Annotated in this window: 25 protein-coding genes, 1 tRNA gene and 1 pseudogene; 2 read left to right on the top strand and 25 right to left on the bottom strand. The window is 61.6% G+C overall.

From position 1 onward, the window contains the following. Positions 1–38: 38 nt before the first annotated feature. The 3 genes from DBY63_RS10215 to DBY63_RS24730 form a co-directional block, all read right to left on the bottom strand. A complete protein-coding gene (locus DBY63_RS10215) occupies positions 39–2897 on the bottom strand; it encodes a tape measure protein (RefSeq protein WP_108581840.1) in 2859 nt (952 codons plus the stop codon). 101 nt (positions 2898–2998) lie between these two features. Beyond that, on the bottom strand, positions 2999–3301 hold the full coding sequence (locus DBY63_RS10220) for a hypothetical protein (RefSeq protein ID WP_108581841.1): 303 nt from the start codon (positions 3299–3301) through the stop codon (positions 2999–3001). A gap of 57 nt (positions 3302–3358) precedes the next feature. Continuing rightward, positions 3359–4483, bottom strand: a complete 1125-nt coding sequence (locus tag DBY63_RS24730) for a DUF6575 domain-containing protein (protein WP_146750245.1) — start codon at positions 4481–4483, stop codon at positions 3359–3361. A 514-nt stretch (positions 4484–4997) separates the two neighbouring features. Here DBY63_RS24730 and DBY63_RS10225 point away from each other — a divergent pair. Continuing rightward, positions 4998–5498: a hypothetical protein gene (locus DBY63_RS10225; protein ID WP_108581842.1), complete on the top strand. Its 501-nt coding sequence runs from the start codon at positions 4998–5000 to the stop codon at positions 5496–5498. Positions 5499–5565: 67 nt separating this feature from the next. On the opposite strand, the gene DBY63_RS10230 is transcribed toward DBY63_RS10225, so the two are convergent. The 12 genes and pseudogenes from DBY63_RS10230 to DBY63_RS10285 form a co-directional block, all read right to left on the bottom strand. Further along, positions 5566–6108, bottom strand: coding sequence for a DUF4124 domain-containing protein (locus DBY63_RS10230; protein ID WP_158541723.1), 543 nt, complete (start codon positions 6106–6108; stop codon positions 5566–5568). Between the two features lie 107 nt (positions 6109–6215). Further along, the gene (locus tag DBY63_RS10235; RefSeq protein WP_108581844.1) at positions 6216–6983 is read right to left on the bottom strand and encodes a hypothetical protein; all 768 of its coding nucleotides are present in this window, start codon (positions 6981–6983) and stop codon (positions 6216–6218) included. Position 6984: 1 nt separating this feature from the next. Then, positions 6985–7185: a hypothetical protein gene (locus tag DBY63_RS10240; protein ID WP_108581845.1), complete on the bottom strand. Its 201-nt coding sequence runs from the start codon at positions 7183–7185 to the stop codon at positions 6985–6987. Beyond that, positions 7182–7649: a hypothetical protein gene (locus DBY63_RS10245; protein ID WP_108581846.1), complete on the bottom strand. Its 468-nt coding sequence runs from the start codon at positions 7647–7649 to the stop codon at positions 7182–7184. The genes DBY63_RS10240 and DBY63_RS10245 overlap by 4 nt, the downstream gene beginning before the upstream one ends. Positions 7650–7652: 3 nt before the next feature. After that, positions 7653–7976 (bottom strand): hypothetical protein, encoded by a 324-nt coding sequence (locus DBY63_RS10250; protein ID WP_108581847.1) that lies wholly within the window; start codon positions 7974–7976, stop codon positions 7653–7655. Between the two features lie 2 nt (positions 7977–7978). After that, positions 7979–8983, bottom strand: a complete 1005-nt coding sequence (locus tag DBY63_RS10255; RefSeq protein ID WP_108581848.1) for a major capsid protein — start codon at positions 8981–8983, stop codon at positions 7979–7981. A 64-nt stretch (positions 8984–9047) separates the two neighbouring features. Further along, the gene (locus tag DBY63_RS10260; RefSeq protein WP_108581849.1) at positions 9048–9392 is read right to left on the bottom strand and encodes a head decoration protein; all 345 of its coding nucleotides are present in this window, start codon (positions 9390–9392) and stop codon (positions 9048–9050) included. Then, on the bottom strand, positions 9389–10609 hold the full coding sequence (locus DBY63_RS10265) for a S49 family peptidase (RefSeq protein ID WP_108581850.1): 1221 nt from the start codon (positions 10607–10609) through the stop codon (positions 9389–9391). Before DBY63_RS10265 ends, DBY63_RS10260 begins: the two co-directional genes overlap by 4 nt. A gap of 2 nt (positions 10610–10611) precedes the next feature. Next, positions 10612–12213 carry a phage portal protein gene (locus DBY63_RS10270; protein WP_108581851.1) on the bottom strand — a complete coding sequence of 534 codons (1602 nt, stop codon included), beginning with the start codon at positions 12211–12213 and terminating at the stop codon, positions 10612–10614. A gap of 182 nt (positions 12214–12395) precedes the next feature. Beyond that, a pseudogene (locus tag DBY63_RS10275) lies at positions 12396–14216 on the bottom strand (terminase gpA endonuclease subunit); the annotation flags it as partial. Continuing rightward, the gene (locus DBY63_RS10280; RefSeq protein WP_108581852.1) at positions 14188–14733 is read right to left on the bottom strand and encodes a terminase small subunit; all 546 of its coding nucleotides are present in this window, start codon (positions 14731–14733) and stop codon (positions 14188–14190) included. The pseudogene DBY63_RS10275 and the gene DBY63_RS10280, both read right to left, overlap by 29 nt. Before the next feature lie 127 nt (positions 14734–14860). After that, positions 14861–15598, bottom strand: coding sequence for a hypothetical protein (locus DBY63_RS10285; protein ID WP_108581853.1), 738 nt, complete (start codon positions 15596–15598; stop codon positions 14861–14863). Positions 15599–15828: 230 nt separating this feature from the next. Between DBY63_RS10285 and DBY63_RS10290 the strand changes: the two genes are divergently transcribed. After that, complete coding sequence (locus DBY63_RS10290; protein WP_108581854.1) at positions 15829–16161, top strand: hypothetical protein; 333 nt, start codon at positions 15829–15831, stop codon at positions 16159–16161. 1 nt (position 16162) lies between these two features. Here the strand turns inward: DBY63_RS10290 and DBY63_RS10295 are convergent, their stop codons facing one another. From DBY63_RS10295 to DBY63_RS10345, 10 genes are all read right to left on the bottom strand, one after another. Then, the gene (locus DBY63_RS10295) at positions 16163–16414 is read right to left on the bottom strand and encodes a hypothetical protein (RefSeq protein ID WP_108581855.1); all 252 of its coding nucleotides are present in this window, start codon (positions 16412–16414) and stop codon (positions 16163–16165) included. Beyond that, the gene (locus DBY63_RS10300) at positions 16411–16737 is read right to left on the bottom strand and encodes a hypothetical protein (RefSeq protein ID WP_108581856.1); all 327 of its coding nucleotides are present in this window, start codon (positions 16735–16737) and stop codon (positions 16411–16413) included. Before DBY63_RS10300 ends, DBY63_RS10295 begins: the two co-directional genes overlap by 4 nt. Beyond that, entirely contained in the window at positions 16737–17042 is a 306-nt protein-coding gene (locus DBY63_RS10305) for a hypothetical protein (protein ID WP_146750246.1), read from the bottom strand. Before DBY63_RS10305 ends, DBY63_RS10300 begins: the two co-directional genes overlap by 1 nt. Positions 17043–17274: 232 nt before the next feature. Continuing rightward, positions 17275–18060, bottom strand: a complete 786-nt coding sequence (locus DBY63_RS10310; protein WP_108581858.1) for a hypothetical protein — start codon at positions 18058–18060, stop codon at positions 17275–17277. Positions 18061–18358: 298 nt separating this feature from the next. Further along, positions 18359–18434, bottom strand: a tRNA-Asn gene (locus tag DBY63_RS10315). 105 nt (positions 18435–18539) lie between these two features. Continuing rightward, positions 18540–19094 carry a hypothetical protein gene (locus tag DBY63_RS10320; protein ID WP_108581859.1) on the bottom strand — a complete coding sequence of 185 codons (555 nt, stop codon included), beginning with the start codon at positions 19092–19094 and terminating at the stop codon, positions 18540–18542. Positions 19095–19096: 2 nt separating this feature from the next. Beyond that, complete coding sequence (locus DBY63_RS10325; RefSeq protein ID WP_108581860.1) at positions 19097–19396, bottom strand: hypothetical protein; 300 nt, start codon at positions 19394–19396, stop codon at positions 19097–19099. Continuing rightward, the gene (locus tag DBY63_RS10330; protein ID WP_108581861.1) at positions 19374–19805 is read right to left on the bottom strand and encodes a hypothetical protein; all 432 of its coding nucleotides are present in this window, start codon (positions 19803–19805) and stop codon (positions 19374–19376) included. Before DBY63_RS10330 ends, DBY63_RS10325 begins: the two co-directional genes overlap by 23 nt. Continuing rightward, positions 19802–20455 (bottom strand): nuclease domain-containing protein, encoded by a 654-nt coding sequence (locus DBY63_RS25215; RefSeq protein WP_256594376.1) that lies wholly within the window; start codon positions 20453–20455, stop codon positions 19802–19804. Before DBY63_RS25215 ends, DBY63_RS10330 begins: the two co-directional genes overlap by 4 nt. Next, a complete protein-coding gene (locus DBY63_RS10345; protein ID WP_108581863.1) occupies positions 20452–20673 on the bottom strand; it encodes a hypothetical protein in 222 nt (73 codons plus the stop codon). The genes DBY63_RS25215 and DBY63_RS10345 overlap by 4 nt, the downstream gene beginning before the upstream one ends. Between the last annotated feature and the right edge of the window lie 36 nt (positions 20674–20709).

Consider the following 20709-nt stretch of genomic DNA (forward strand, 5'->3'; position numbering starts at 1 on the left):
ACTCCAGTCAAGAAAAAGCCCGCGCGAGGCGGGCCGGGTTATCCACGTGTCCGGGGTCGGCCGAACTTCTTCCGGGCGATCTCCAGTTCACTGCGCTGGCTGGCCGGCACCGACACGGTCAGGCTGTCACCGCCGGGCAGCGCCAGATCCATGGTGCCAAGGAAGGCCTGGTCGCTACCTTGCAGCAGCGCCGCAGCCACCGGGGGGATTGCCGGCACCCGACCTACCGCCCCGCCGGTGGCGAAACGTGGCAGGCGCCGGGCGTTCAGCTGTTCCAGCAGATCGGGACCGTAGTGCCGAACTGCGGCCGCACGCATGACGAACTCCCCATTGGAGAGGCGCGCCAGGATGCTGTCCGAGGTGCCTGTGCCAGGACCGGAGATCTGCCCGCCAGTGGCGAAGCCAGGAACTGCTGCTGCGTCCGCAGTGCCCGCCTGACCTACCGCAACCGTCAGCGGGATCACCGCCTGTTGCTTGAGCTGCTCGATGAGCGCCTGCACCTGGGAGGTGGCAGCAGCTGCCGCCTGTTGATCCAGCGACGGCTGTATAGGCACCTGCAGGGTCTGGAGCGCACCCGGGAAGTTGATCTGGCCGCCGCCTTCCAGCCCACCAGCCTTCATGGCATCCGATGGAGCAATGGGATTGACCATCAGCGTCACCGTCGCCTCGGTGCCGATCTGTTTGGCCAGTGCCTTCATCTTCTCGACGAGGTCCGCAGCTGCTGCATCGTCCAGAGTCGGCGTGACCTGCAGGTTCTCCAATTCGGAGGCCTTGCTCTTCAGATCGGCCAGCTTGGTGCTGATCGCGTCCAGCTTCTTTTCGGCGTCGGTCTTCTCCAGATCGTTGGCCGCCAGCTCAATCGCCTGCAGCTGCTTGGCGAAGCCTTCCAGGCCATAGGTGCTCTGGCCGGCCTGCTGCATCTCCAGCAGCATCTGGCGAGCCTGCTCGGCCTGCTCCATTGCGGTCTTGAAATCGCCCTGGCGCAGCGCCGACTGGGCAGAGGCTTTGAGGTCCTGCGCAGCGCCGTAGCTTGGCTCTGCGGTGCCGTTGCGCAGCTGGGAAACAGTCGAGGTGAACCGCTTCTGGATCTCCTTTCTTTCGGCCAGGATGTCATCGATCTTGCCCTGCTGCGCCTGCTCCAGCTTCTCCTGCTCGCTGATCGCCGCCTTGGCGTCCGATACGATCTGGTCGCGGGTGGACTTGAGCTTGTTGCGGTGCTGCGTCAGCTGGCGCTGATAGGCTTCCTGCGATGCTCGGGCCTCGCTGTTGGTCTGGCTGTTGATCTTGCCGGACTCGACGGCAGCGGCGCGCTGCTCATCAACAATGGCCTTCAGTTGCGCTTGAAGCTGGGCGAGATAGGCTTTCTGACCGCCCGCGGCAGCATCAGGGATGCTCTCAAGACGGCCTTTTACCAGCTCGATTTCCTTGATGAGTTCCTGAGCGTGGGCGGCTGCTTGAGGATCAAGATCGAAGCCGGCTTCGATCTTCCCCCGAGAGTTCAAGGTCTTGATCGCAGCAGTGATCTGGTTGATCCCAGCCACCACGCCTGCGGAAGCGCCTGTGACGTTGTCCAGCTCCTTGACCATCTGCTGCGATGCAGTGGACAGGTTCTGAAGCGCACCCGCATAAGTGTTTCCGAAGCCCTCGGCTTCCTGGCGCAGCGATGGCAGCTGCTTTGTCAGAGCATCAACGATGATGTCAGCGGTTAGCTTGCCCTGTGCGGCCAGATCGCGAAGGGTCGACACTGGCACCTTCATGCCTTCAGCCAGAGCGCGCATCAGGCGCGGCGACTGCTCGGCTACGCTGTTGAACTCGTCGCCACGGAGCACCCCAGAGCCCAGGGCCTGGGAGAACTGGAGAATGGCGCCGGCAGATTCCTCAGCGCTGGCGCCACTGATCTTCAGTGTCAGGCCGACCGCCTCGATTACGCCCAGGGCCTCAGTCTGACTTCTGCCGGCCTCTTTGAGCGCCGGGGACATCCGGGCATAGAGCCCAACGTTCGTCGCCAAGGGGGTCTGGGTTTCCTCGGCGATCCGCAGCAGCTCTGTCTGGGCGCGGTTGTACTCCTCGGTGCTTCCGGTCGCATTCTTCAGCTGGGCATCGATCTGCTTGATCGGGTCGGTTGCCCTTCCGATGACATCGGCGAGCTTGGCAGTAGCCGCCACCGCGGCGCCTAGTCCGGCAGCCACCAAAGCGGCGGACCCCAATGCGCTCCGAGCAGCGAGCAAGGCGGCCCCGCTGCCAGCGCCAGCGCTCTGGTCCTTATCACCACGCATCCGCGCCATGGCGGCCTGGGTCTTTTCGAGCTGAGCGCGATAGGTCTGCTCCGCTACTGCACGTTCAGTGGCGGAGAGGGTGCCCTCTTTGGTCAGCCGCTGGTAGTCAGCAGTCAGCCGGGCCAGCTCCTGCCGCAGCGCCTGATACTGATCCAAGCCAAGATTGCTGCGGGAGCTCGCCAGGCTGCTGGCCAGCACGCCGTTTTGGACGCGCTGGTTGTATTCCCGGCGAAGCCGCGCCTGCTCGGCGGCCAGGTCCTGGGTATCCACGCCGGCGGCCTTCAGCTCACGCCGCATCGCGGTCAGGCGAGTGACGTAGGTTGCCCCCTGGCGCTCCAGCCGCTGCAGGTCCGAGACGGCATCTCGATAGCTCTGCTGAAGAGCCTTGCCTGGCACGGCTGCGGCCGCCATCTGGTTGCCGAGGTCACGGACCCGCTCGCGGGCGTTCTTGGCGCCGCGCTGGGCGCTCTCCAACGCCGTTTCCAGATCGCGAAAAGCATTCACCTGCCGCAGAGGCTTTTCCACCTCACGCACCAGGGCACCGTATTCCTTGCGGAAGCCAGCGATATTCCGCTGCGCGTCGGTCAGGTCGGCCTGCAGCCGGAGTTCAACGTCTGCCATTGGTCAGGCCTTAAGGGATCGCAGGAACAGGCGCCATGGGTATTCCAGCACTCGGTGATGGCCGTGGCGAATCAAGGAACAGATGGTCGCTTCGAGGTGTACTAGCGCTTCCCCTGGATGCTGGCCAGACGAGCCAGCATCGCGAAAAAATCGCGGTTCATTTCCCGGCAGGCATCCAGCACTTGGCGCAGCTGGCTCGGCCTCAGCGACTCGACGTCTTCAGTGCTGAGGGACGTCATTCGCTGCAAATCGACCAGTCGCACCTCTTCGAAGAGAGCAGCGCCGACAACATCGTCTGTGGCGTCAGGCATCAGCATCTGGCGGACGCCGGCTACGGTCAGCTCGCGCACGATTATCTCCCGACCGTCCAGGTTCAGGACGCGGGAGCTGGATAGGTCGGACATGGCTTTCTCCTGGGCAATTAAAAAACCCGCCGAAGCGGGTTTTTATCTCTACAACAATCATCTTGCTTCGAGGCTAATCAAACTTAACTTTCTAGACTCTCGCCCACTACCCAAGGAAATTTCTATTTTCTCTTCACACCGGAAGACATACCGACCGTGAAGAGTAATCCCTGCGAGATTTATACCTGAACCTTCTTTTACACCACCACTGTAAGGCACCCCATCCACCAGTATCTTCCACGTACCAGCGGAGACATCCGCAGAGTCTACTATCCCTAAAAGCTCCAAACTTTCGACGCCTAAGTCCTCGCGCAACCGGCAGCGCTGAATTATGTTTTGCGCGCTTGCCGCTCTAATTCGGCTTTTATTGGAAGACGCCATGCCCGGTGTAGACCAACTATTAATAAACTGACAGTTGTTTTCCGAAACAAACGAGAGAAGGCTTATCAATGAAGAGGCAGCGTGCCCTTTTAAAGAAGACAAAAATTCCATAGCCGAATCAGGCTGGCCAGCCACATCTAGAAATTCATTCAGCAATTGGAATGCCGAAACTAGAGCTTTGTTTTCTCCTAAAATATCGCAAGGATCCGCACTACGAATCTGAACCGTGAAAGAGCCATAACTAAAGCCAAAAACATCCGACTCATATGGCTCCTCATTTTTGGGAATAGGCTTACCAGAACTCTTAGCAGAGGACCTGGCTAGATTCTTGAGAACTGATTGATAGATGCTCAAAAAAGCTGACAGCTTGCGCGATCTTATCCTTGGCTCACCTGTAGCTTCAGGCACAGATAAAGATGCATAAGCGACTGTAGAATTCAATTCTTGAGCCTTAAGCAAAACCTCATCAAAATCAAAAGTAAGACCAGGCTCTGGAAGCCAGTTCAAAGGTAAGGCATCCATTACTTGATGGCGAGCTTGGAATTCAACATTAAGATTATCTGGCTCTGCCAAATAATACTCCCGAACCTCTGGCTCATCATAAACAATTCTAAGATCAACCTTACCCTTTAGCAGAGCATCACATCTCTTACTGGAAATCGGCATGCAAACAAAGACCGGGCCTTTCGCTGTCTCCTCACAAACCATGCAGATATAGCGAACACCGATAATATCCCGAGCAACGAAGACCTGAGGATAATCATAATCAAGCAACACATGTACAAGGCTCAAGGACTTCATGAGACCCCCATACAAGCAGCCTTGGCGTTAAAAGTCTTCGAGCGCCACCATGAATAATGGCTGTCCCTACCCGACTTCATAGCCAGACCGTCAGCCCCGCAAAGATTTAATTTAACCTTCGCCTTGCCCTTGTGAATGGAAAGCTTAAGCAAATTATCTAGGTCATTGGGATTCGTAAATACTGAAATAGCACGCGCCCTGCATTCAGGCGCATTGAAAACTCTCGCCGGAAATAGTTTTCGGTGAGAGTGAAAATCTTCATCTTCTACAACGGCTGCCTTACATAGCCGATAGCAGACGAAACCCTCCACGCTGAATGCGGTAGACGGGGGACATTGTTCAGGAAGCTCCTCATACCACTCAAAATGCACATCCATGCTGCACCTAGAATCGACCAAAGCTCTCATCCTAGCCATGCCGCTGGCTGGAGTCACGTCTGTCTTTACGAACGGCACGACCTCAAGAAATTCGTCTAATTGCCGATGATCAGTTATCCAATCAGACGGAATGGCTTGTGCAATCCATCCTCGCCCACCTTACCGAGCACGCCTGGCTGTGGGAGGAACCTCGCAACACGGTATGGAGCACTCTAGCCGTTGGTGTACTGGGCTATCTCGCCGAGAAAGCCCTGCGCCTGACTATTCGCCTAGCCAAGAAGCTTCACAGTCAAGCTAGCCAGAATCAGTGGGGAATCAGGGCCATCGCCCGAGGGTTCGCCCGACGCGAGCTTATGTGGACTCGCAAGCATCGCCGTGATGAAGTCTGGATCAGCAGGGAAGTAAGCCGTGGACACGCATCGCTCATCATCTTCCTACTCTGGTTCGGCTTCTGGGCGATTGCCGTTGGCATGAAGGAGTCGCTGTACCTCACCAAGGGCCCGCTGATTACCTCACCCATGGTCACCATCGTAATTGCCTTGCCGATGTACCTATTCGAGGTGCTTTGGATTCGCCACTCCGGCCGGGCAGCCAAGATTATCAAGTACCGCAAGGTCCGAATCTGGCGCTGGCACTGATAGCTAGCGCCAGAACGGTGCACCCACTCTGATATGAGTGCTCATCTATCTACCTCGCATGAACACTCTATCGCCGCTGCCAAGTACTCACACTACCTGCGCAACCGTTGCGGTCGTAGCTGACTGCAGTCGCGGTTTTATAGTCATGGCTGACCTTCACATCAGTGCCAGCACCGCCACGAGATCTGCGCGGGTCATCGCCCTGCACGCTCGCGACCTGTCCACGGGTCATGCCCGGGACGATTTCGCCGCGTACCTTGGCGGTGCGCAAGTCTTGGTCATTCAGGCCGGTATCACAATCAGGTCGGATTCTACTTGCACCTACTACCGTTACGCCGTCGGTAGCAGCAACCGATGGCGGTGGTGCACCGTAGTAGGTGCGGTTTGGTGATCGATAGATCCGGCGCTGCGCCATTACCGTCTCCTCGCCTTCTGAACTGATCGTCGGATTCCTCGCGGTCACGACGTCGTCTAGCGAGTGGTTATCAGGACAGTTCGCCTGCGCCGTGAAGGTGATCTTGCCTTTGGCGTCAACGCACTTAAAGACGTTTGCCGCCTGTGAAGTGTCAGCGGCTAGCAGAAGCGCAATAGCGGTCAGAACGACTCTCATGGGCATCCCTCCCCAAAATGTGATGAATGTATCATTCTTTCGGCCATCCAAGACCCAGCTTGAGCAGGGCCTGGATGAGTGGCATCAGCCAGTCACCGAGCAGCTCGTTACACCTCCTTGCGGATTCGGCAGTACTTCGACAGGCCGGCGCCGACCTTTGAGGAATCCAGCAGCACCTTGGCGGTGGTCTCGGCGCCCATGAAGTCCTCAGTGTTGATCCAGTCGAAGCTGGAAGCCGGGTTCAGGCGGACGCGGAAGTAGCGGGCCTCGATGCGCTTCTGGGTGCCGGCAGCGTTCTCACCCTCGAACAGGAATTCGAAGGTCTTGCCGCTGTTGGTCAGCGCCTGGACGACGTCCACGGTTGCCGAGGTGTAGCTGACCTTCACGCTGTAGGGCGTGGTGCCGGCTGCCTTGATGGCCGCTTCCAGGGCGCCGCCCGGTACCGGCTCGATGCCGCTTCCGGTCATGACCCAGTCGTCGTCTTCCTTGAAGGTGGTGGAGCCGGTATCGGCCGCCACACTGGCGATGGTCAGCGGCATCTGCGCCAGGGCGATGGTGCCATCGACGCCGGCCAGGTGGGTCTCGTCGGTGATAGTCGCCGAGGGCACGCTGGTGGTGTCACCCCAGACCAGGGCGCCCAGCACCCAGGTGTAGAGCTCGCGGAAGTTGACCGACAGACCCACGCTGGTGACACGCGACACCGAGTCGTACTCGCCGCCCTGCGGGGTGGTGGTGTCGGCCAGGGTGATATCGTTGGTTTCAATGGTGTGCTGGATGGTCGAGACCAGACCGCACTTCTGGAACGGCAGGTTGGTACCGGCCTCGCGGGCCTTCAGCCAACCGCCGATGACGAATGTCTCTTTCTTCAACGGCATCTTATTTCTCCTTCGAGATGTCGGCGGTGGATTTGGGCTCTTCGATCACTTCAGACTCGCGCAGCCAGGCGCGCTGGTCGGCCGTCACCCGGATCTTCTCGCCGGGCTGCAGCTCTTTGCCGGCGTGGGTGTGCGGCTTGATGAGCGTGACCTCGAAGCGCTGGGGCTCGCGGTCGGTGGTTTCTTGGGTCTTGTCAGTCATGGGATGCGGCCCTCGATGACGGTGTGAAGGTAAACAGGGATCAGAACAGCGGCAGGACTCATCCCGTCGCCAGGCGGATGGCGCTCCGGCGCACCAACGGTGATACCGGCCAGATGAGGGCGCCCCCATTGCGGGAACTGGCCCTCGATCGGCATCAGCACCTCGAGGACATCAAGCTCGATCTCGTCGAGCTCATCCTCGTAGTCGTTGAGCTGGCTGGAAACGGCCAGGATGACGTGGAAGCCCCTAGCCATCCGCAGCGCAGCAGGGCCCTTGCCGGGCGCCTGGTCCTTGGCTGGCTGTACGACGATCAGGGGGTAGGAAATGCCCTCCTGAGCGATCAGCTCATTCAGCCAGCCGGACTGGACGTTGGCGCCCGCTTCCGTACGGTAGCCATTGGCCGGGGTGATGGTGCCAAGACGCGCCAGCAGGGCACGGCGAATCAGCGACAGCTTGTTGGGCATGGCTTACCTCTGGATGAGCAGTGAGAAGCGATTGACGAAGCCGTCGCCGCCATAGTGCTGCTCGAGCACGTAGCGCTTGCAGCCGACCACCAACAGATCGCCGCGACGGGGAGCAGCCACTTCCGCCTGGCGCAGATCGGCCATCAACTGCACGTTGACGAACATCCCGTCCGGCCCAGCGACGGCGACGTTGCGCTGGATGACCGCAGACACCTGGATCTCTGGCCCGCCATTCTGGGGGCGGAAGACCGTGTGCTCCTGCTCGGCGAACGCCGAAAACAACTCGGCGTCCATCTCGGTGGCGAGCTGATCGAACTCGCTGCCCATGATTAGCTCTTGGTCAGCTTGACGATGGCGCGGGGCATGGTGTTGATGCTGAGCAGGTTGCTCTGCGCCTCCAGGTCCACTCCCTTGTTGTGCGGCAGCAGCTCTTGGCTTGCGTAGTACGGCAGGCCCTCGGTGTTGACGGTTTCCATGTAGTTACCCGGAGCGAAGCGGGTAATGAACATGCCGTCGATGCCCAGCGGGATCAGGTAGGCCACGTTGGAGTCGATGAAGGTGACATCGCCGACCTTGCCATAGAACTCTTCCCAGTTCACACCGCCGTAGCGGAAGGCGTTCCAGCCGCCGCCACGCAGGAATTGACCGTCGTTGAAGCGGTCGTAGGCCTTCTCGACCACCGGGTGGGTGACCAGGGCATCGAAGAAGCCGCGGCCAGCCAGGCCCAGCCAGCCGGTGATGATGCCGCTGCCGCCGACCACATCTTCGGCCTTGCGCTTCGCATCGTTGATCGCCAGCAGCAGCTTGGTCTCATTGACGCTGAACTTGAGATCCGAGGTGTTTTCGTCGATGCCGAAAGCCTTATGCAGGTCCAGCAAGAGCTTGGTGCCGTTGGCGTCGTACACCTTGCCGGTGATGGCTCCCACTCGCTGGAAGCGAATGGTGGCGTCCAGGCGCTTGCGCATCTTGTCCAAGCGCTTCTGCACGCGGGCCTGGACGGTCTCCAGCTCGGACTCGGAACCGAAGGCCCGCACGCCCTGTACCTCGTCGGCCATGATGGTGGCGCGGGTGGGCAGGTGGATGGTGCTGAACGGGATCATGTCGCGCTGATTACCCGAAGTTGGATCGGCCGGCCCGTTGCGGTCCTTGGCCGGTACCAGGGTCAGGGTGTCGTGTTCGCGCTCGATGAAGACGGAGGTGGTGGTAACACCCTCTTCCTCGAACAGTGCGTCGATACGGGTGGGTTGCTGCTGGCCTTCCTGGGGCTGGTTGATCGCCGCGGTCAGGCCGGTGACGCTGAAGGCGTTGTCGTTGAATACGTCGAGCGAAGCCATGGTGTTTCTCCAGAAACGACGAAGCCCGCGCAGTGGCGGGCTTCAGAATGGGTAAGGACAGGGATCAGCGGACGATGATGCCCTGACTGGTAAGGGCGCTGGCCACCGCGCTGTTCAGGCCGAACAGCACTTCGCCGTCGACCTCGGCATCGCGGATGATGACCGCAGCATCCTGGGTCTCGGTGCTGGCCGGCTTGTTGTTGAACAGGATGGCCACCTGCTTGGTGATCGCCACCACTGGGTTGGGCGCGACATACGGCTTGTAGCCGTTGGTGTCGAGCACGACCACGGTGCCCGCGGGAGCAGCATCGGTCATCGCCAGCAGCGTGATCTGTTCGCGGGAGCGTTGACCGGCAGCCTCGCTCAGCAGGAAATCACCGGCGCGAGCGCCTTCGTTGAGAATGGTCATGCCTTCGCTCCTTTACGGCCGGCCCAGATGGCCGAAGTGGAAATGACTGCAGCGCCGTTGCCTTCCGACGGGGCAGCGGTCTTGGTTTTGGTGGCATCGCCCTTGATGCCGGCGAGGGTGATGCCCCGGTCTTGAGCTGCCTTGAACAGCGACATGCCGGCGGCTTCGACGGTCACGCCCTGGCCGATGGCGGTCGAAACCTCCTGCTCGAACCCGGGCGCTGCCAGCGCCTGGATACCGAGGATGCGCTCGCGCTCGGCGGTGGCACCGGCCTGGGTAGCCTCGGCCTTCAAGGCGTCGGTATCGACGGCGATTACTTCGATGGTCTGCGGGTCGGTGCCGGCGGCGAGTGCTGCCTGCAGCTCCGCGGTGGTGCTGACTTTCATGGTGCGGTTCCTCTGGATGGTGGCTGCTGGTCTCGCCAGCTCAGTGATCAGGCCCTCGAGGGAGCCCAAACGGTGGGCGAGGCCGGCGTCCACCGCCGCAGCCCCTACACGAAGGCCGCCGTGGTCACCCATGGCGGGAACGGTGTCGGCGTCGACCCCCAGGTTGCGGGCGACCTTGCCGATGAACACCTCTTCTAGGGCATTCACGGTCTCACCGACCTTGGCGCGCCCCTCTTCGGTGCCGATGTCCGGACGCTTGTTCGGCGCTCGGCTACTGACGATCTGCCAGCGCTTGCGCCCGGTCGCGGCTTCGGCCTCGGTCACGGCCTCGACGACCACGCCGATGCTGCCGACGACGGCGGTCTCATCGATGACGATCTCGCTGGCGGCGGAGGCGGCCCAGTAGGCGCCGCTGGCGCCGGTGCCGCCGATGTAGGCGACGATGCGCTTCTGCGCCCGACCGTGGTGGATCATCTCGGCCAGTTCGTTGATGCCGGAGGCGACGCCCCCGGGGCTGTCGACGTTGAGCACGATGGCCTTGATGGCCGGGTCGTCCAGGGCGGTGCGGATGTCGGTGGCCAGCACCTGAGTACTGGTGGCACCGCTGATCTCGGTGAATAGGTTAGCGTAGCGGAAGATCGGTCCCACCATGGGGATGACCGCCACCCCGTCCCGGACGGTCACGGTGCGGCTGTTCTCCAGGCGCCGGCCCAACCGGGTCTCCAGCGCCACCGGGTCGCCCATGCCGTCAGCGACGGTCAGCAGGCTGTCGAGCGCTTCCGGCAGCATTAGCCAGGGCTGAGCGGCGGCCAGTTCGAATGCCCTTGGCATCGTCATTCCTCCTCTGGTTGTTTGGGTTCAGCTGGCACCGTGGCCGCGGCGGGTGCTGCATCCAGCTCCATGCCGTCTGCGCGCCGCTGCATGACCTCGCGGCGGCGCTGGCGGTAGATCTGGTGCCAGTTCTCGCCGGTCATGGCCGCGGCCTCGATGGTCTCGGTGCTGACGCCGATCTCGATGCGACGGCCGGCGGCGTTGGCTTCCTTGAGTTCGTCGATGGCGCCCTTCGCCGGGCCGATCCAGACGGTGCGGGTGTAGGCCCGGCGCCGGGCCGGGTCGGCGTAGCCCGGCAAGCGGACCCGGCCGCGCGCCACGGCTTCGTCGATCAGCAGCTCGTAACTGGGCTGGCAGAAGTCGCAGACCAGCCACCAGCGCCGGGTCAGGTACATGCGCCAGGCTTGGAGCATGGCGGCCCGGGCCGCGCTGTAGCTGCTGTTGTAGTGCAGCATCAGCTCGTCGAGCGGGATCTCCAGGGCCGCGCCGATCTCCTTGGCCACCGCCGTGAAGAACGGATCGAACTGGGCATTCGGGCGCGCGGGGTTGGCCACCATGGGCTCTTCGCCCGGCGCTAGGTCCACGACCGCGCCTTCGCCCAACTGCACCGGCGGCAGGTCCGGGGACTGCCCCTGTGGGTTGCCTTGGTCGTCGTTGCCGAAGGCCGTCAGCGGCAGCGTGCCGCCATTGAAGGTGTCCGACTTCTTCAGGAAGACGGTGAACATGGCCGAGATCACCGCGGCCATCAGCTCGGCGCTGCTGTAGCGCTCCAGCTTCTGCAGCGGCTCCAGCACCGGTGCGAGGTACGGCGCGCCGCGCTTTTGCCCTGGCCGCTCCTTATCGCACCAGACCTGCAGCACGCGACGCCTGCCCGTGGCCTCGCCGAACACGCGCAAACGCTCCCAGGTCAGCGGCTTGCTCAGTCGTTTCTCGTTGGGATAGCCGCTGCAGACGTGGACGTAGACCGGGGCACCCGCATCGTCAAACTCCACACCCTCTACCAGGTTGTCGGTATCGGGCGCACCGTTGGGATTGCAGACGCGGTCGGTTTCGACCAGCTGCAGGCGGGTGCTGAACAGCGTGCCCTGGCGCTCGATGTCCGGGGTGGTCACGAAGACGTCGCCGCCGGTGAGCGCCGAGATCAAGGCGATGCCCTGGAGCTGGTAATGGGTGCTGCTGGCCTCGGCATCGCATTCGCGCGGGTCCTCGGCGTACAGCCCCCATTCCCGTTCGAGCAGGGTGTTGATCCGCTCGCCCTCCTCCTCGGAGATGCCCAGGGCCTCGAAGTCCACCTGCGGCCGGCAGATAAGGCCGGTGCCGACGACATTGGTCCGGAGCCGGACGACCGCCGCGCGGCCCAGCAGGTGATTGCGCATCGCATCGCGCGAGCGGGCCACCAGAGTCTTGCGCTCGACCGTGGACAGGTCTTTCGACGGACTGCCCAGGAAAGGAATCCAGCTCGCCATGCTCCGCAGCACGCGCGACGCACCGCGCCAGCGGGTCTCGCTGCCACCGCCCCCGCCCTGGGCCTTGGGCCGGCTCTGGACGAGCGCGAGCGCCGCGCGGAGGGCTTTCTCCTCCGGCGTTCGGTTGAACCAGGCCATATCAGATACTCAGGTAGGAGATGCGGTTACGGCCTCGGCCGCGGCTCTGCTGCTCGGCGGCAACCTCCTGGGCATATTGAACTTCGAGCTGACGAAGCTGGCCAAGGTCGGCGCGGGTCACCTGGCGCTCGCCATAGCGAACCGACTGGGCGCCGGTAAGGATGCTGCTGATGGCAGCAGTGCTGCTGCGCGATGCGAGCCATCGCCAGAGCGCCCACCAGGCAGTCGAGCGCTTCGTTGCGGCGCCCGCCGGCTTCCCACCTCGCCACCCGCTTACCCTTCTCGAACCTGAACACCTTCTTCTCGGCAGTGATCTGTCGCAGTTCCGCTTCGTCGCAGATGTCATCATTGAGCGGCAGATGGATGCAGCCCGGCACAGCCTCGCCGGGTTGCGGCTGCACCTTGAGCCGGCTGTAGATCAGCTCCTTGGCGTTGTCTGTGCCGATCATTGTCAGGTAGGTGCCCGACTTGTGCTTCTTGCGCGGGAAGTCGGCTATCGGTTTGCCGGTCTGCCAGTGGCCCTTCGTGGGGATCACCCACTGGATGCCGTGGCGGATGCTCTCCTTGTAGACCTCGTCGGTGTAGTGGCCACCGGAGTCCCAGCCCCACAGCGCCACGCGCAGTAGCTGTCCATCGAGGCGGCGGTAGGTGTTGTGCAGCCGCACGCCAACCTGCCGCTTCAGCTCCTCGCCGGCCGGGTCGCCATAGAGCACCCAGCGGTCGACCAGCCAGCTCTCCTCGCCGGGCCCGAACGCCCATACCCGACCCTCGTAGCGGTCGTTTTGGGTGTCGATGAAGCCGGTCAGGATGACGGCCCGATCAGGGATGGCCTGCCACACCTCGCGGCGGGCATGGAGCACTTCCCACTCGACCTTCTCGCCCTAGTCCTCTTCCCAGGTCTCGCCCAGGGTGGTGTTGGTGAAGGTGACCAGCTTTTCGCGGTCGCCCTTGATCTTCAGCCAGTCGCTCGCGATCTTCAGCCAGGGAGACCAGGTGCTATAGATCGCCCAGCAGTAGAACGCCACTGACATCGGGGTGCGGATGGGCAGCCCAGCCTCGTCGAACCAGTCCATGGCGTCGCGCGTCCAGATGCCGGTCACCTCGCAAATCCAGCGCCCGTCACTGGAGGCCTCGACCATGTCCTGGTGATGGAAGGGCTCGTGGCAGTGCTCGCACACGTACCAGGCCTGGGTCGCCTGCCCCAGCGCATCCTTTTCCCACTTCAGGCCGAAGTCGCAATCCTTGCCGCCGAACTTCAGCGTCTGCTCCGCCCGACAGTGCGGGCATCTGACGTGGAAGCGCAGCCGGATCGGTGACTCCTCGGCCGCCTTGCTGACCTGGCAGGTGCCGGCCTTCTTCGGCGTCGAGCCGCGGATCGACTTCGGGTAGGTCGCACCGTCAAGGCGCTTGTCGCCCAGGGTGACCGCATCACCCTCGCCGTCGATGTCGGCCAGGAAGTTGGACAACTCGTCGTAGATCGTCTCGTCTGCGGACAGCTCCCGGTAGTTGCCGGAGGCAGTACCGCCGCGAATCCAGAGGCTCTTGCGGTTGGCGAAGGTCTTCGCCTCGATGGTGTTGTCCTTGTGCTTCTTCTCGAACCAGGGCGACAGCTCCTTGATCGCCGGCACGTCGCGGATCATGCCGTCGACGTGCCGCTTGCTGATGCCCTTGGCGTCGGTGTCCGTCGGGCTCCACATCACGATGTTGCGGCGCTTGTGGTGGAGCTTGTAGCCGATGTTCGCCATCAGTAGCTTCGTGTAACCAATCCGCGCCGACTTCACGAAGTTGACCACGGCGATGAGGTCGTTCCCCATCGCGTTCAGGATCGCTATTTGGAAGTGATCGGTCGTCCATTTGCCCTCGTGGTAGGAGGACTCGGACGACATGTAGAAGTGCTCGTCCGCCCACTGGACCGCGGTCATGGGCGGTTCTTTGTACAGCGCCTGCAGACCGAGACTGACGGCTTTGCCGAGGTCAGTCATCCAGGGTTGCAAGGTACTCATCGAGGTATCCCGGTAGGTCATCGCCCAACGTCATGGCGATATTGCGAGCCAAGGCGATCTCTCGCTCCGTGGTTTCGAGTATTCGGGCATCAATGTCGGGGTGCCGGCGACTGACCGTCTTGCCGACCGTCTCCAGCTTCGCCCCGATCTTCGAGGCGATCTTCTCCAGCGCGAAGGTCACGAAGGGCACCGGCACCAGCTGCCGATCATTGACCTCGTTCTTTCTCTCGATGGCGTAGGCCTGGGCCGTGGTCAGGCGCAGCTTCTCTTGCAGCAGCTTGAACTCGATCAGCGGGTCGATGCCGTCGAGGTCACCCCCCTCGGGTTGTTGTTTCCGGGTCGCATGGTCGACGCGGTTTTGCACCACATCTTGCACCCGATAAAACGCCTCGCGACCGGCACGCGAAATCGGCTCAACGCCCCATTTATCAAAGGCTTGCGGGGAAATCCCGAGGCTCTTGGCCATCTCGGATTTGTTCAACCATCCCGGCTGCCTGGTTGTTTCGTTTTTGCCCATGACTAAACAACAACCAACCTTCGAAAAATGGTCATACATAGGCGTCGGGCGGGGCTCGAATCACCCCCAATGGGCCCTCCCCCAGGAAGGACCCGAGACCCCCACCCCGTACCATAGTGGTTCGTCGCTATCGCCGGCGGGTGCGCAGGGCCTGAGCCATGGCTTCCTCGAAGTTGAACGCTAGCCGCTCACTGGCCACCCGCTCACCGATGCCGAAGAAGTCTAGGCGCTTGCGATAGGTCGGCTTGTCGACGAAGGCGAGGAAGATGCTCAGGTCCTCGCGCTTGCGACCAGTGCGTCGGGCTATGCCTATGGGCTTGCCCGCCTTGCTCAGCACGAAGAACGACTGAGCATTGCGCTTGGCCAGGCTGCGCCTGCTGTCGGTGGCATTGGCGTTGTAGCCCGTCTCACCGAAGCCTCGGATGCCTGACAGCGCCTTGGTCAGCTGGCCGCGCTTGATGTTGCCGTACTGGTCGAGGTCAGCCCCTGCACCCGGTACCACGTACTTGCCGGCAGGCAGTATGCCCCGAGCCCGCAGCATCGCTTCGCTGCGCTTGTCGGGGCGATCACCACCGTAGACCTCGGGTGCCAGCCACTTGGTAGCGGGCGATGACTTGTCCGCCTCATCCTTGATCCACACCCTGGCTAGCAGCCGGTCCTTGCGAGCAGGGATCAGGCGCAGGCTATTCAGCGTCCAGTTCGTGGGTCGATCGAACACCGTGGGCATCTCTGCCTCGATGGCGGCCTTCACGTCCTGAGCGGTGCGAGTGAGCGCGAGCGCTGTAGCGAAGGGGATCTGCCGCTGATCAAGGTCTGTCAGCTCAGAGAGCTGATCGGTCAGGCCTTGGGCGGTAATCTTGATCATGGCGCCTCTCAGGCTGCGCTAATTCCGCCACCTGCGAAAAGACGGCTTCTATTCGGCCATGCGGTCACTGGAAGGGTCTTGTTCAACTTTCGACCGTCAGCGTGACCGGAGTCGTTCAGACTCACCCTTTAACCAATCACCGGACCATTTGCCCTATTGTTGGTAAAGCAAGAAGATGCGACGGCAGAACTGTTCACAGATCAGGGTGCCAACATCCGAGGACATGGAAAATGGACTGGTTACTATGGTTGGTGGTAATTTTCGGCTGCTTGCTCGCGCTTGGCTTGCTTCTCGAACATCGCAAGTATCAGCAGCGCAATAGGCAGCAGATCGACCAAACATATGTCGCTTCCTTAGAGGCGCACTGCATCGGATCGGCGGATATCTGCAAAGAAAGTTTGGCGCTTGGTCGAAGGACGAAGGCGGGCAAAAAGCCTTTTGAGGTCCATCGAATCCTTCACGTCGCGCCTGATCGCTGGTACCTATACATACATGTCGAGGACGCTGAGCCGTTGATGACGGCTATCTCGGAGCATCGCGCCAAGACAGCTATCCCGCATTGATTCAGGGGTAGCCTTCGAGCGGCTCGCGATGGCCGCCCCACTGCTCTGGCAGCGTGCACGCCGAGACCTGAATGGCGTAGAGCTTGGCTGGCACCTGCATGGAGCTGACCTCGAAGCCTGGCGCCGCGACGTAGATCGTCTGCAGCGTGTTGCGGCACTCCCATGTTCGGGTGACGTAGCCGGAGCCAGTGCCTACCAGGAAGACCACCATCAGCGCTGGAAGCCAGCGCAAAGCGAATCGAGCCTGTTTCATCCGTGCGCCCTCCGCACCCGGCGCTGAACCTGCCGGCGATCCCGACCATCCACCAGCGCGCCGATCCGGCGGAAGAAGTAGCCACCGCAGAAGATCGTGTGAGCAACGATCAAGGAGCTGGCCGGGCTGTTGCTGGCAAGCTTCCAGGGCTCCATCAGCCACAGCGCCAAGTGCGCAAGCACGTACAGCGTCGACGCCGTGACAATGAACATGACCTCGGTCCGGTCGTCCTGGCGGAACCGGTTGCCGTTGGCAGCGAACCAGATGCACCGGGCAATAACCAGGCTATAGGCGAAGACAGCAGTGATAGCGATCAGCAGCATCAGTTGGCTCCAGGCGGGTTGAACCGCTCCAGCGCGCCCTTCACCTTTACTTCGAGCATCCCTAGCACGGGGTAGGCGCAGAACCCGAGCACCATCAGGTAGCCCGAGCGGTATTCATTGGTCATGGGGATGAAGTAGCCGCACGCCTTGCCGACGAAGAAGGCCGACAGGAACTTGATAGCGAAGCTCTTCGCAGAGAAGCGCATCTCGGTGGTGGGTGGCCAGAAATAGCTGATCACACCCCCGAAGCCGCCGAGCAGGCCAGGCATGCACCACAGCAGAATGGCCTCCAGCATCTGATCCACTGGCATTGCCCTCTAGGTGTTGCCCTCTTCCAGGCATGAAAAAGGCCCGCAGATGCGAGCCTTGAGAATTGACGCCCGTTATCGAGCGGATTTGAAGTCAATAGATTTTCGTAACAGTGATCTTTTTCGGAATCAAGATCCCGCGGTTGAAATCTGTAGCCATCACAACAACTACGTCAGCCTTTACAGCTTCCTGGCTAACCGCTTTAGTGATGTCCAACCCGTCCTGGAATTAAATGGGAAGACGCTTCTCTCCTGTCGCTTGGGGAAGCGTTCCTTTCCATCCTCTGTCAGACCTATCGCGGTCTAGAGCACGGATCTCCAGTCGGGTATCGGTGTATACAACCTCTTTATCGCGCGCCCTGAAATCAGGGGTATCTGGAGCATCCGTTGCAGCTTCATGGGAAAACTGAACACCTGAAGCATAGTCTCCGAGGTGGAGACCACCGCGGCCTTCGCCTGACGCGGGACGAACAAAATCGAGAGCGGCGCGAACTACCTTTTTGCGGTCTCCCGTCAGCGCAGCATCGACCGCCTTCTTCAGTTCCGCCTCGTCAACGCCAGTCGCTTGTGCACCAACACTGATGATCACGTTGTGGTTGGCCTGAATGCTTGGCGTCTCCTTTCCACCACCGACTTTGGAAGAAAAGGTGTCGTACATTGTGACTGCCTCGCTCGCAAGCAGCAGCAGGAGTAAACCACCCAAACCTAGCTTCGCGTATTTGCCCATCTTGGTCTCATTCAACCATTTGATGCATTTCTCTTTGTCAGCCACTGAGCTGAAAAGCAGCGTCAGAACCAGTACCTCAAGCAAACTTCCCGACTTGATCTGGGAGACTTTCAAGCTTTCTAGATCAACGTCGCTTTCAGCGGCGCAAAGAGATGCGACTAAAGAAGGGACTTTTGAGGCAAGCCGCTGCAGCCCAAGTAGCGACGAAACTATCTCGTCAATGGGAACAGGATCTTCAGACTCAAAGAAAAAATTCACTGGCAAATCAAGCGTAAGCTGGTCCGTCACTGGTGCTCTCCCTCACAGAAGCAAGGGAATTTACATTAAAGCGCTGCCGAACCGAACGCCTTTGGTCAGCGATCTACCTACGCAAATCGATAGATCGAGCCCTTGGCTCATGTGTCCCTCAAGGTCAGCTTACTGTCTTCGCGACATTCGCGTTTGGTATCTCAGGCTGGAATTGAATCAGCTCGCACCCGGGTGATAAGTCCAGGCGCTGGCGGTACGTGACACTTGGCTATCAACCAAGCCCCCGCTCGCCGCCACAGGTCATATGGCCGCTCCACCGATGAGCTTCTGAGATATATGGCTGGCACGGGAGGGTTCGAACCTCTGACCAGGCGGTTAACAGCCGCCTGCTCTGCCTGCTGAGCTACATGCCAATAACGAAAAAGCCCAGCGCGCTGGCTGGGCTTGTGTGCCGCTGCATCTTCATCATTCGCAGGATCGGCAAGATAGGGAAATGGTCGGCCAAACGGCCAATCCTGTCAAGCAACTTCTCTTTCAAACAATTCCTGACCCTCCAGCAGGTGAATCGCAGCAGCAATCGCCAAATCCAGGGCTTCGTTTAGCATCTCGTGGATGTAGCCCCGCCAGCGCCGCATGGTGCGCTCGGAGGTGCCCTGGTTGTTGTCCCAGCGCGCCATGTCGTAGATGTTCTCGCGCAGCACGATAGTGGATCGCTTGCCCTCGACGCCGGCCCGCTGCGGCATGGCCCAGGCCAGGACAGCGTAGGACTTGAAGTGGTCGTGGGCTGGGGTAGCGATGATCCGGGCTAGGCGCTTGATTGCCGGTGCACGGTCGGCAGGCTCGATGGTGTAGCGCGCGATCAGGGCATCCCAGTGACGCTCCTTCAGGTGCTTGCGCAGGTAGGCCCGGTATTCACAGTCCAGCTCGAAGCACTCCTGGCGCGACAGGCCGCCGAAGCCCCCTCTTCCATCGTGGTCCGCGTCCACCCAGGCGGCGGATGCGGTCTTGCCCTCGCTGCCGGCGAGGAGGATGCGGACCAGGGTGGATACCTTGCTACTGCTGAAACTCTGCATGGTCAGTCTCCGGTGCGATGCGAGCCGTGTGGGCCGCGGCGGTTGCTCGATTCGTAGGGCTGCATCCGCTGCAGGGTGGCCAGCTGCTGTTCCAGGTGTAGAAGGCGATGACTCAAGGTGAAGACCAGATCCTCGGCGGGCATCGCCTGGCCGGTTGTGTGATCTACCCAGCCGGTGCCGGCGCAGGTGCCGCACTCCATCTCGTAGAAGACGCCCCGGGTGACGCCGCGCCCGTGACATGTCACGCAGCGTGAAATCGGATTCACCTTCCAGGTGAGGTCAGGCCCGTGCTGCTTGCGCATTGGCCCTCCGGTCGATCTCCTTCTGGATCTCCTCGCGCTCGCCCAGGGCGCGTGACATGTCACGTTGGGCTTTCTCCTGGCCGGCGCGGTTGACGCTGCAACGGTCCTTCCAGATGCGCCCACCCAGGCGGGAGGCAGGGCGACGTGCCGCTTGGTAGCCGCGGCAGGCCTGGGCAGTGCTGGCCGCGTTCGTGTACAGCTCCTGCAGTACCATCCGGCGCCGGCGCAGATCCTCATCGCTGGCGGTGGCCAGGCGCTGGGCGGCGAGAGCATCCATCTCGGCGATCACCGCATCGGCGTCATCCGGCGCGGCCAGGCGGGCCTCGTCGTGGTGGCTCAGGAAGACGACCATGGAGTGGCCGAGGATCTGCAGGGCCAGGCCGGCAAGGTCTTGGGCTGTGTGGTTCACGCCGAGATCTCCTCAATCTGGATGGATACCGTCCCGCCGGCAGTCACCGGGCCGCGGACAATGCGCAGGTCATCAATCTGGCTGTCATCGATCCAGGCCCCGCCATGGGTGAGCGCGTCGAGCAGGCCTTTGAGCATGTTGTCCAGGTCGCGCTGGCGACGGTCTGGCGGGCAGGCAGTGATAACCACCTGAAGGCGCCCGTCCCTACGGGCCAACTTGGCCACAACGCAGAGCTGGGTGACGACGCGGGTGTACTGCCGACCCTTCTCACTGATCAGCGTCTTAGCACCTACCCGCCGGTAGTAGGTGTTGTTGCTCGGCGGCCACGGTAGGAGGATTTCGGTCATGCCGCCCCCTTGATCGTCATCAGGCCCTGGCTGATCCAGATGGCCTGGGTCTCGCCTTAGGGCGCGCAGCACGCCGCGCTGATCCAGCTCACACTGGCGGCGGCCATCCAGCAGGTCATGGCAGCAGCTGCAGGCGAACACGGCCATGTTGTCCGGGCTCTTCAGGCCCATGCCCTTCTGGCCGCAGGCCAGGTGAGCCAGCACGGTGGTCTCGGGATTGAAGTTGCAGACGCCCGGGATCCGTAGGGTGTATTCCTGGCCGCGGGCGCTGTCGCGGAGCTTCTTGGACGGGGCGCGGCTCATTGGTCACGGCCCTTCCCGTCACCCAACCAGTCGCCGATCGGGCGGCGGATTGCCGGCGCCTTGCGCTCGCGCTTCACCGGCTGAGCCAACTCCTGCTCGCGGAAGTGGATGTAGGCCTCGGTGTGCTGGACCTTGGGGTCCATGCCAGAGCCGCGATTGAAGCCCTGGTCATAGGCCAGGCGGCGCGCTTCGGTCATCTCTGCTTCGGTGAACATCATGCTACGTCGGCCTCCGGCCAGAAGATGCGAGCGCAG

Source organism: Pseudomonas sp. RIT411 (genome assembly GCF_003057735.2).
GTDB lineage: Bacteria > Pseudomonadota > Gammaproteobacteria > Pseudomonadales > Pseudomonadaceae > Chryseomonas > Chryseomonas oryzihabitans.

What these genes read in the sequence shown, in the direction of transcription:
- DBY63_RS10250 (WP_108581847.1), bottom strand. Translation starts at nt 7,976, where the DNA reads ATGGGCAGCGAGTTCGATCAGCTCGCCACCGAGATGGACGCCGAGTTG.
- DBY63_RS24730 (WP_146750245.1), bottom strand. Translation starts at nt 4,483, where the DNA reads ATGAAGTCCTTGAGCCTTGTACATGTGTTGCTTGATTATGATTATCCT.
- DBY63_RS10290 (WP_108581854.1), top strand. Translation starts at nt 15,829, where the DNA reads ATGGACTGGTTACTATGGTTGGTGGTAATTTTCGGCTGCTTGCTCGCG.
- DBY63_RS10245 (WP_108581846.1), bottom strand. Translation starts at nt 7,649, where the DNA reads ATGCCCAACAAGCTGTCGCTGATTCGCCGTGCCCTGCTGGCGCGTCTT.
- DBY63_RS10260 (WP_108581849.1), bottom strand. Translation starts at nt 9,392, where the DNA reads ATGACCATTCTCAACGAAGGCGCTCGCGCCGGTGATTTCCTGCTGAGC.
- DBY63_RS10285 (WP_108581853.1), bottom strand. Translation starts at nt 15,598, where the DNA reads ATGATCAAGATTACCGCCCAAGGCCTGACCGATCAGCTCTCTGAGCTG.
- DBY63_RS10270 (WP_108581851.1), bottom strand. Translation starts at nt 12,213, where the DNA reads ATGGCCTGGTTCAACCGAACGCCGGAGGAGAAAGCCCTCCGCGCGGCG.
- DBY63_RS10325 (WP_108581860.1), bottom strand. Translation starts at nt 19,396, where the DNA reads ATGCGCAAGCAGCACGGGCCTGACCTCACCTGGAAGGTGAATCCGATT.
- DBY63_RS10215 (WP_108581840.1), bottom strand. Translation starts at nt 2,897, where the DNA reads ATGGCAGACGTTGAACTCCGGCTGCAGGCCGACCTGACCGACGCGCAG.
- DBY63_RS10230 (WP_158541723.1), bottom strand. Translation starts at nt 6,108, where the DNA reads ATGAGAGTCGTTCTGACCGCTATTGCGCTTCTGCTAGCCGCTGACACT.
- DBY63_RS10265 (WP_108581850.1), bottom strand. Translation starts at nt 10,609, where the DNA reads ATGCCAAGGGCATTCGAACTGGCCGCCGCTCAGCCCTGGCTAATGCTG.
- DBY63_RS10220 (WP_108581841.1), bottom strand. Translation starts at nt 3,301, where the DNA reads ATGTCCGACCTATCCAGCTCCCGCGTCCTGAACCTGGACGGTCGGGAG.
- DBY63_RS10235 (WP_108581844.1), bottom strand. Translation starts at nt 6,983, where the DNA reads ATGCCGTTGAAGAAAGAGACATTCGTCATCGGCGGTTGGCTGAAGGCC.
- DBY63_RS25215 (WP_256594376.1), bottom strand. Translation starts at nt 20,455, where the DNA reads ATGAGCCGCGCCCCGTCCAAGAAGCTCCGCGACAGCGCCCGCGGCCAG.
- DBY63_RS10240 (WP_108581845.1), bottom strand. Translation starts at nt 7,185, where the DNA reads ATGACTGACAAGACCCAAGAAACCACCGACCGCGAGCCCCAGCGCTTC.
- DBY63_RS10280 (WP_108581852.1), bottom strand. Translation starts at nt 14,733, where the DNA reads ATGGGCAAAAACGAAACAACCAGGCAGCCGGGATGGTTGAACAAATCC.
- DBY63_RS10345 (WP_108581863.1), bottom strand. Translation starts at nt 20,673, where the DNA reads ATGATGTTCACCGAAGCAGAGATGACCGAAGCGCGCCGCCTGGCCTAT.
- DBY63_RS10300 (WP_108581856.1), bottom strand. Translation starts at nt 16,737, where the DNA reads ATGCTGCTGATCGCTATCACTGCTGTCTTCGCCTATAGCCTGGTTATT.
- DBY63_RS10320 (WP_108581859.1), bottom strand. Translation starts at nt 19,094, where the DNA reads ATGCAGAGTTTCAGCAGTAGCAAGGTATCCACCCTGGTCCGCATCCTC.
- DBY63_RS10255 (WP_108581848.1), bottom strand. Translation starts at nt 8,983, where the DNA reads ATGGCTTCGCTCGACGTATTCAACGACAACGCCTTCAGCGTCACCGGC.
- DBY63_RS10295 (WP_108581855.1), bottom strand. Translation starts at nt 16,414, where the DNA reads ATGAAACAGGCTCGATTCGCTTTGCGCTGGCTTCCAGCGCTGATGGTG.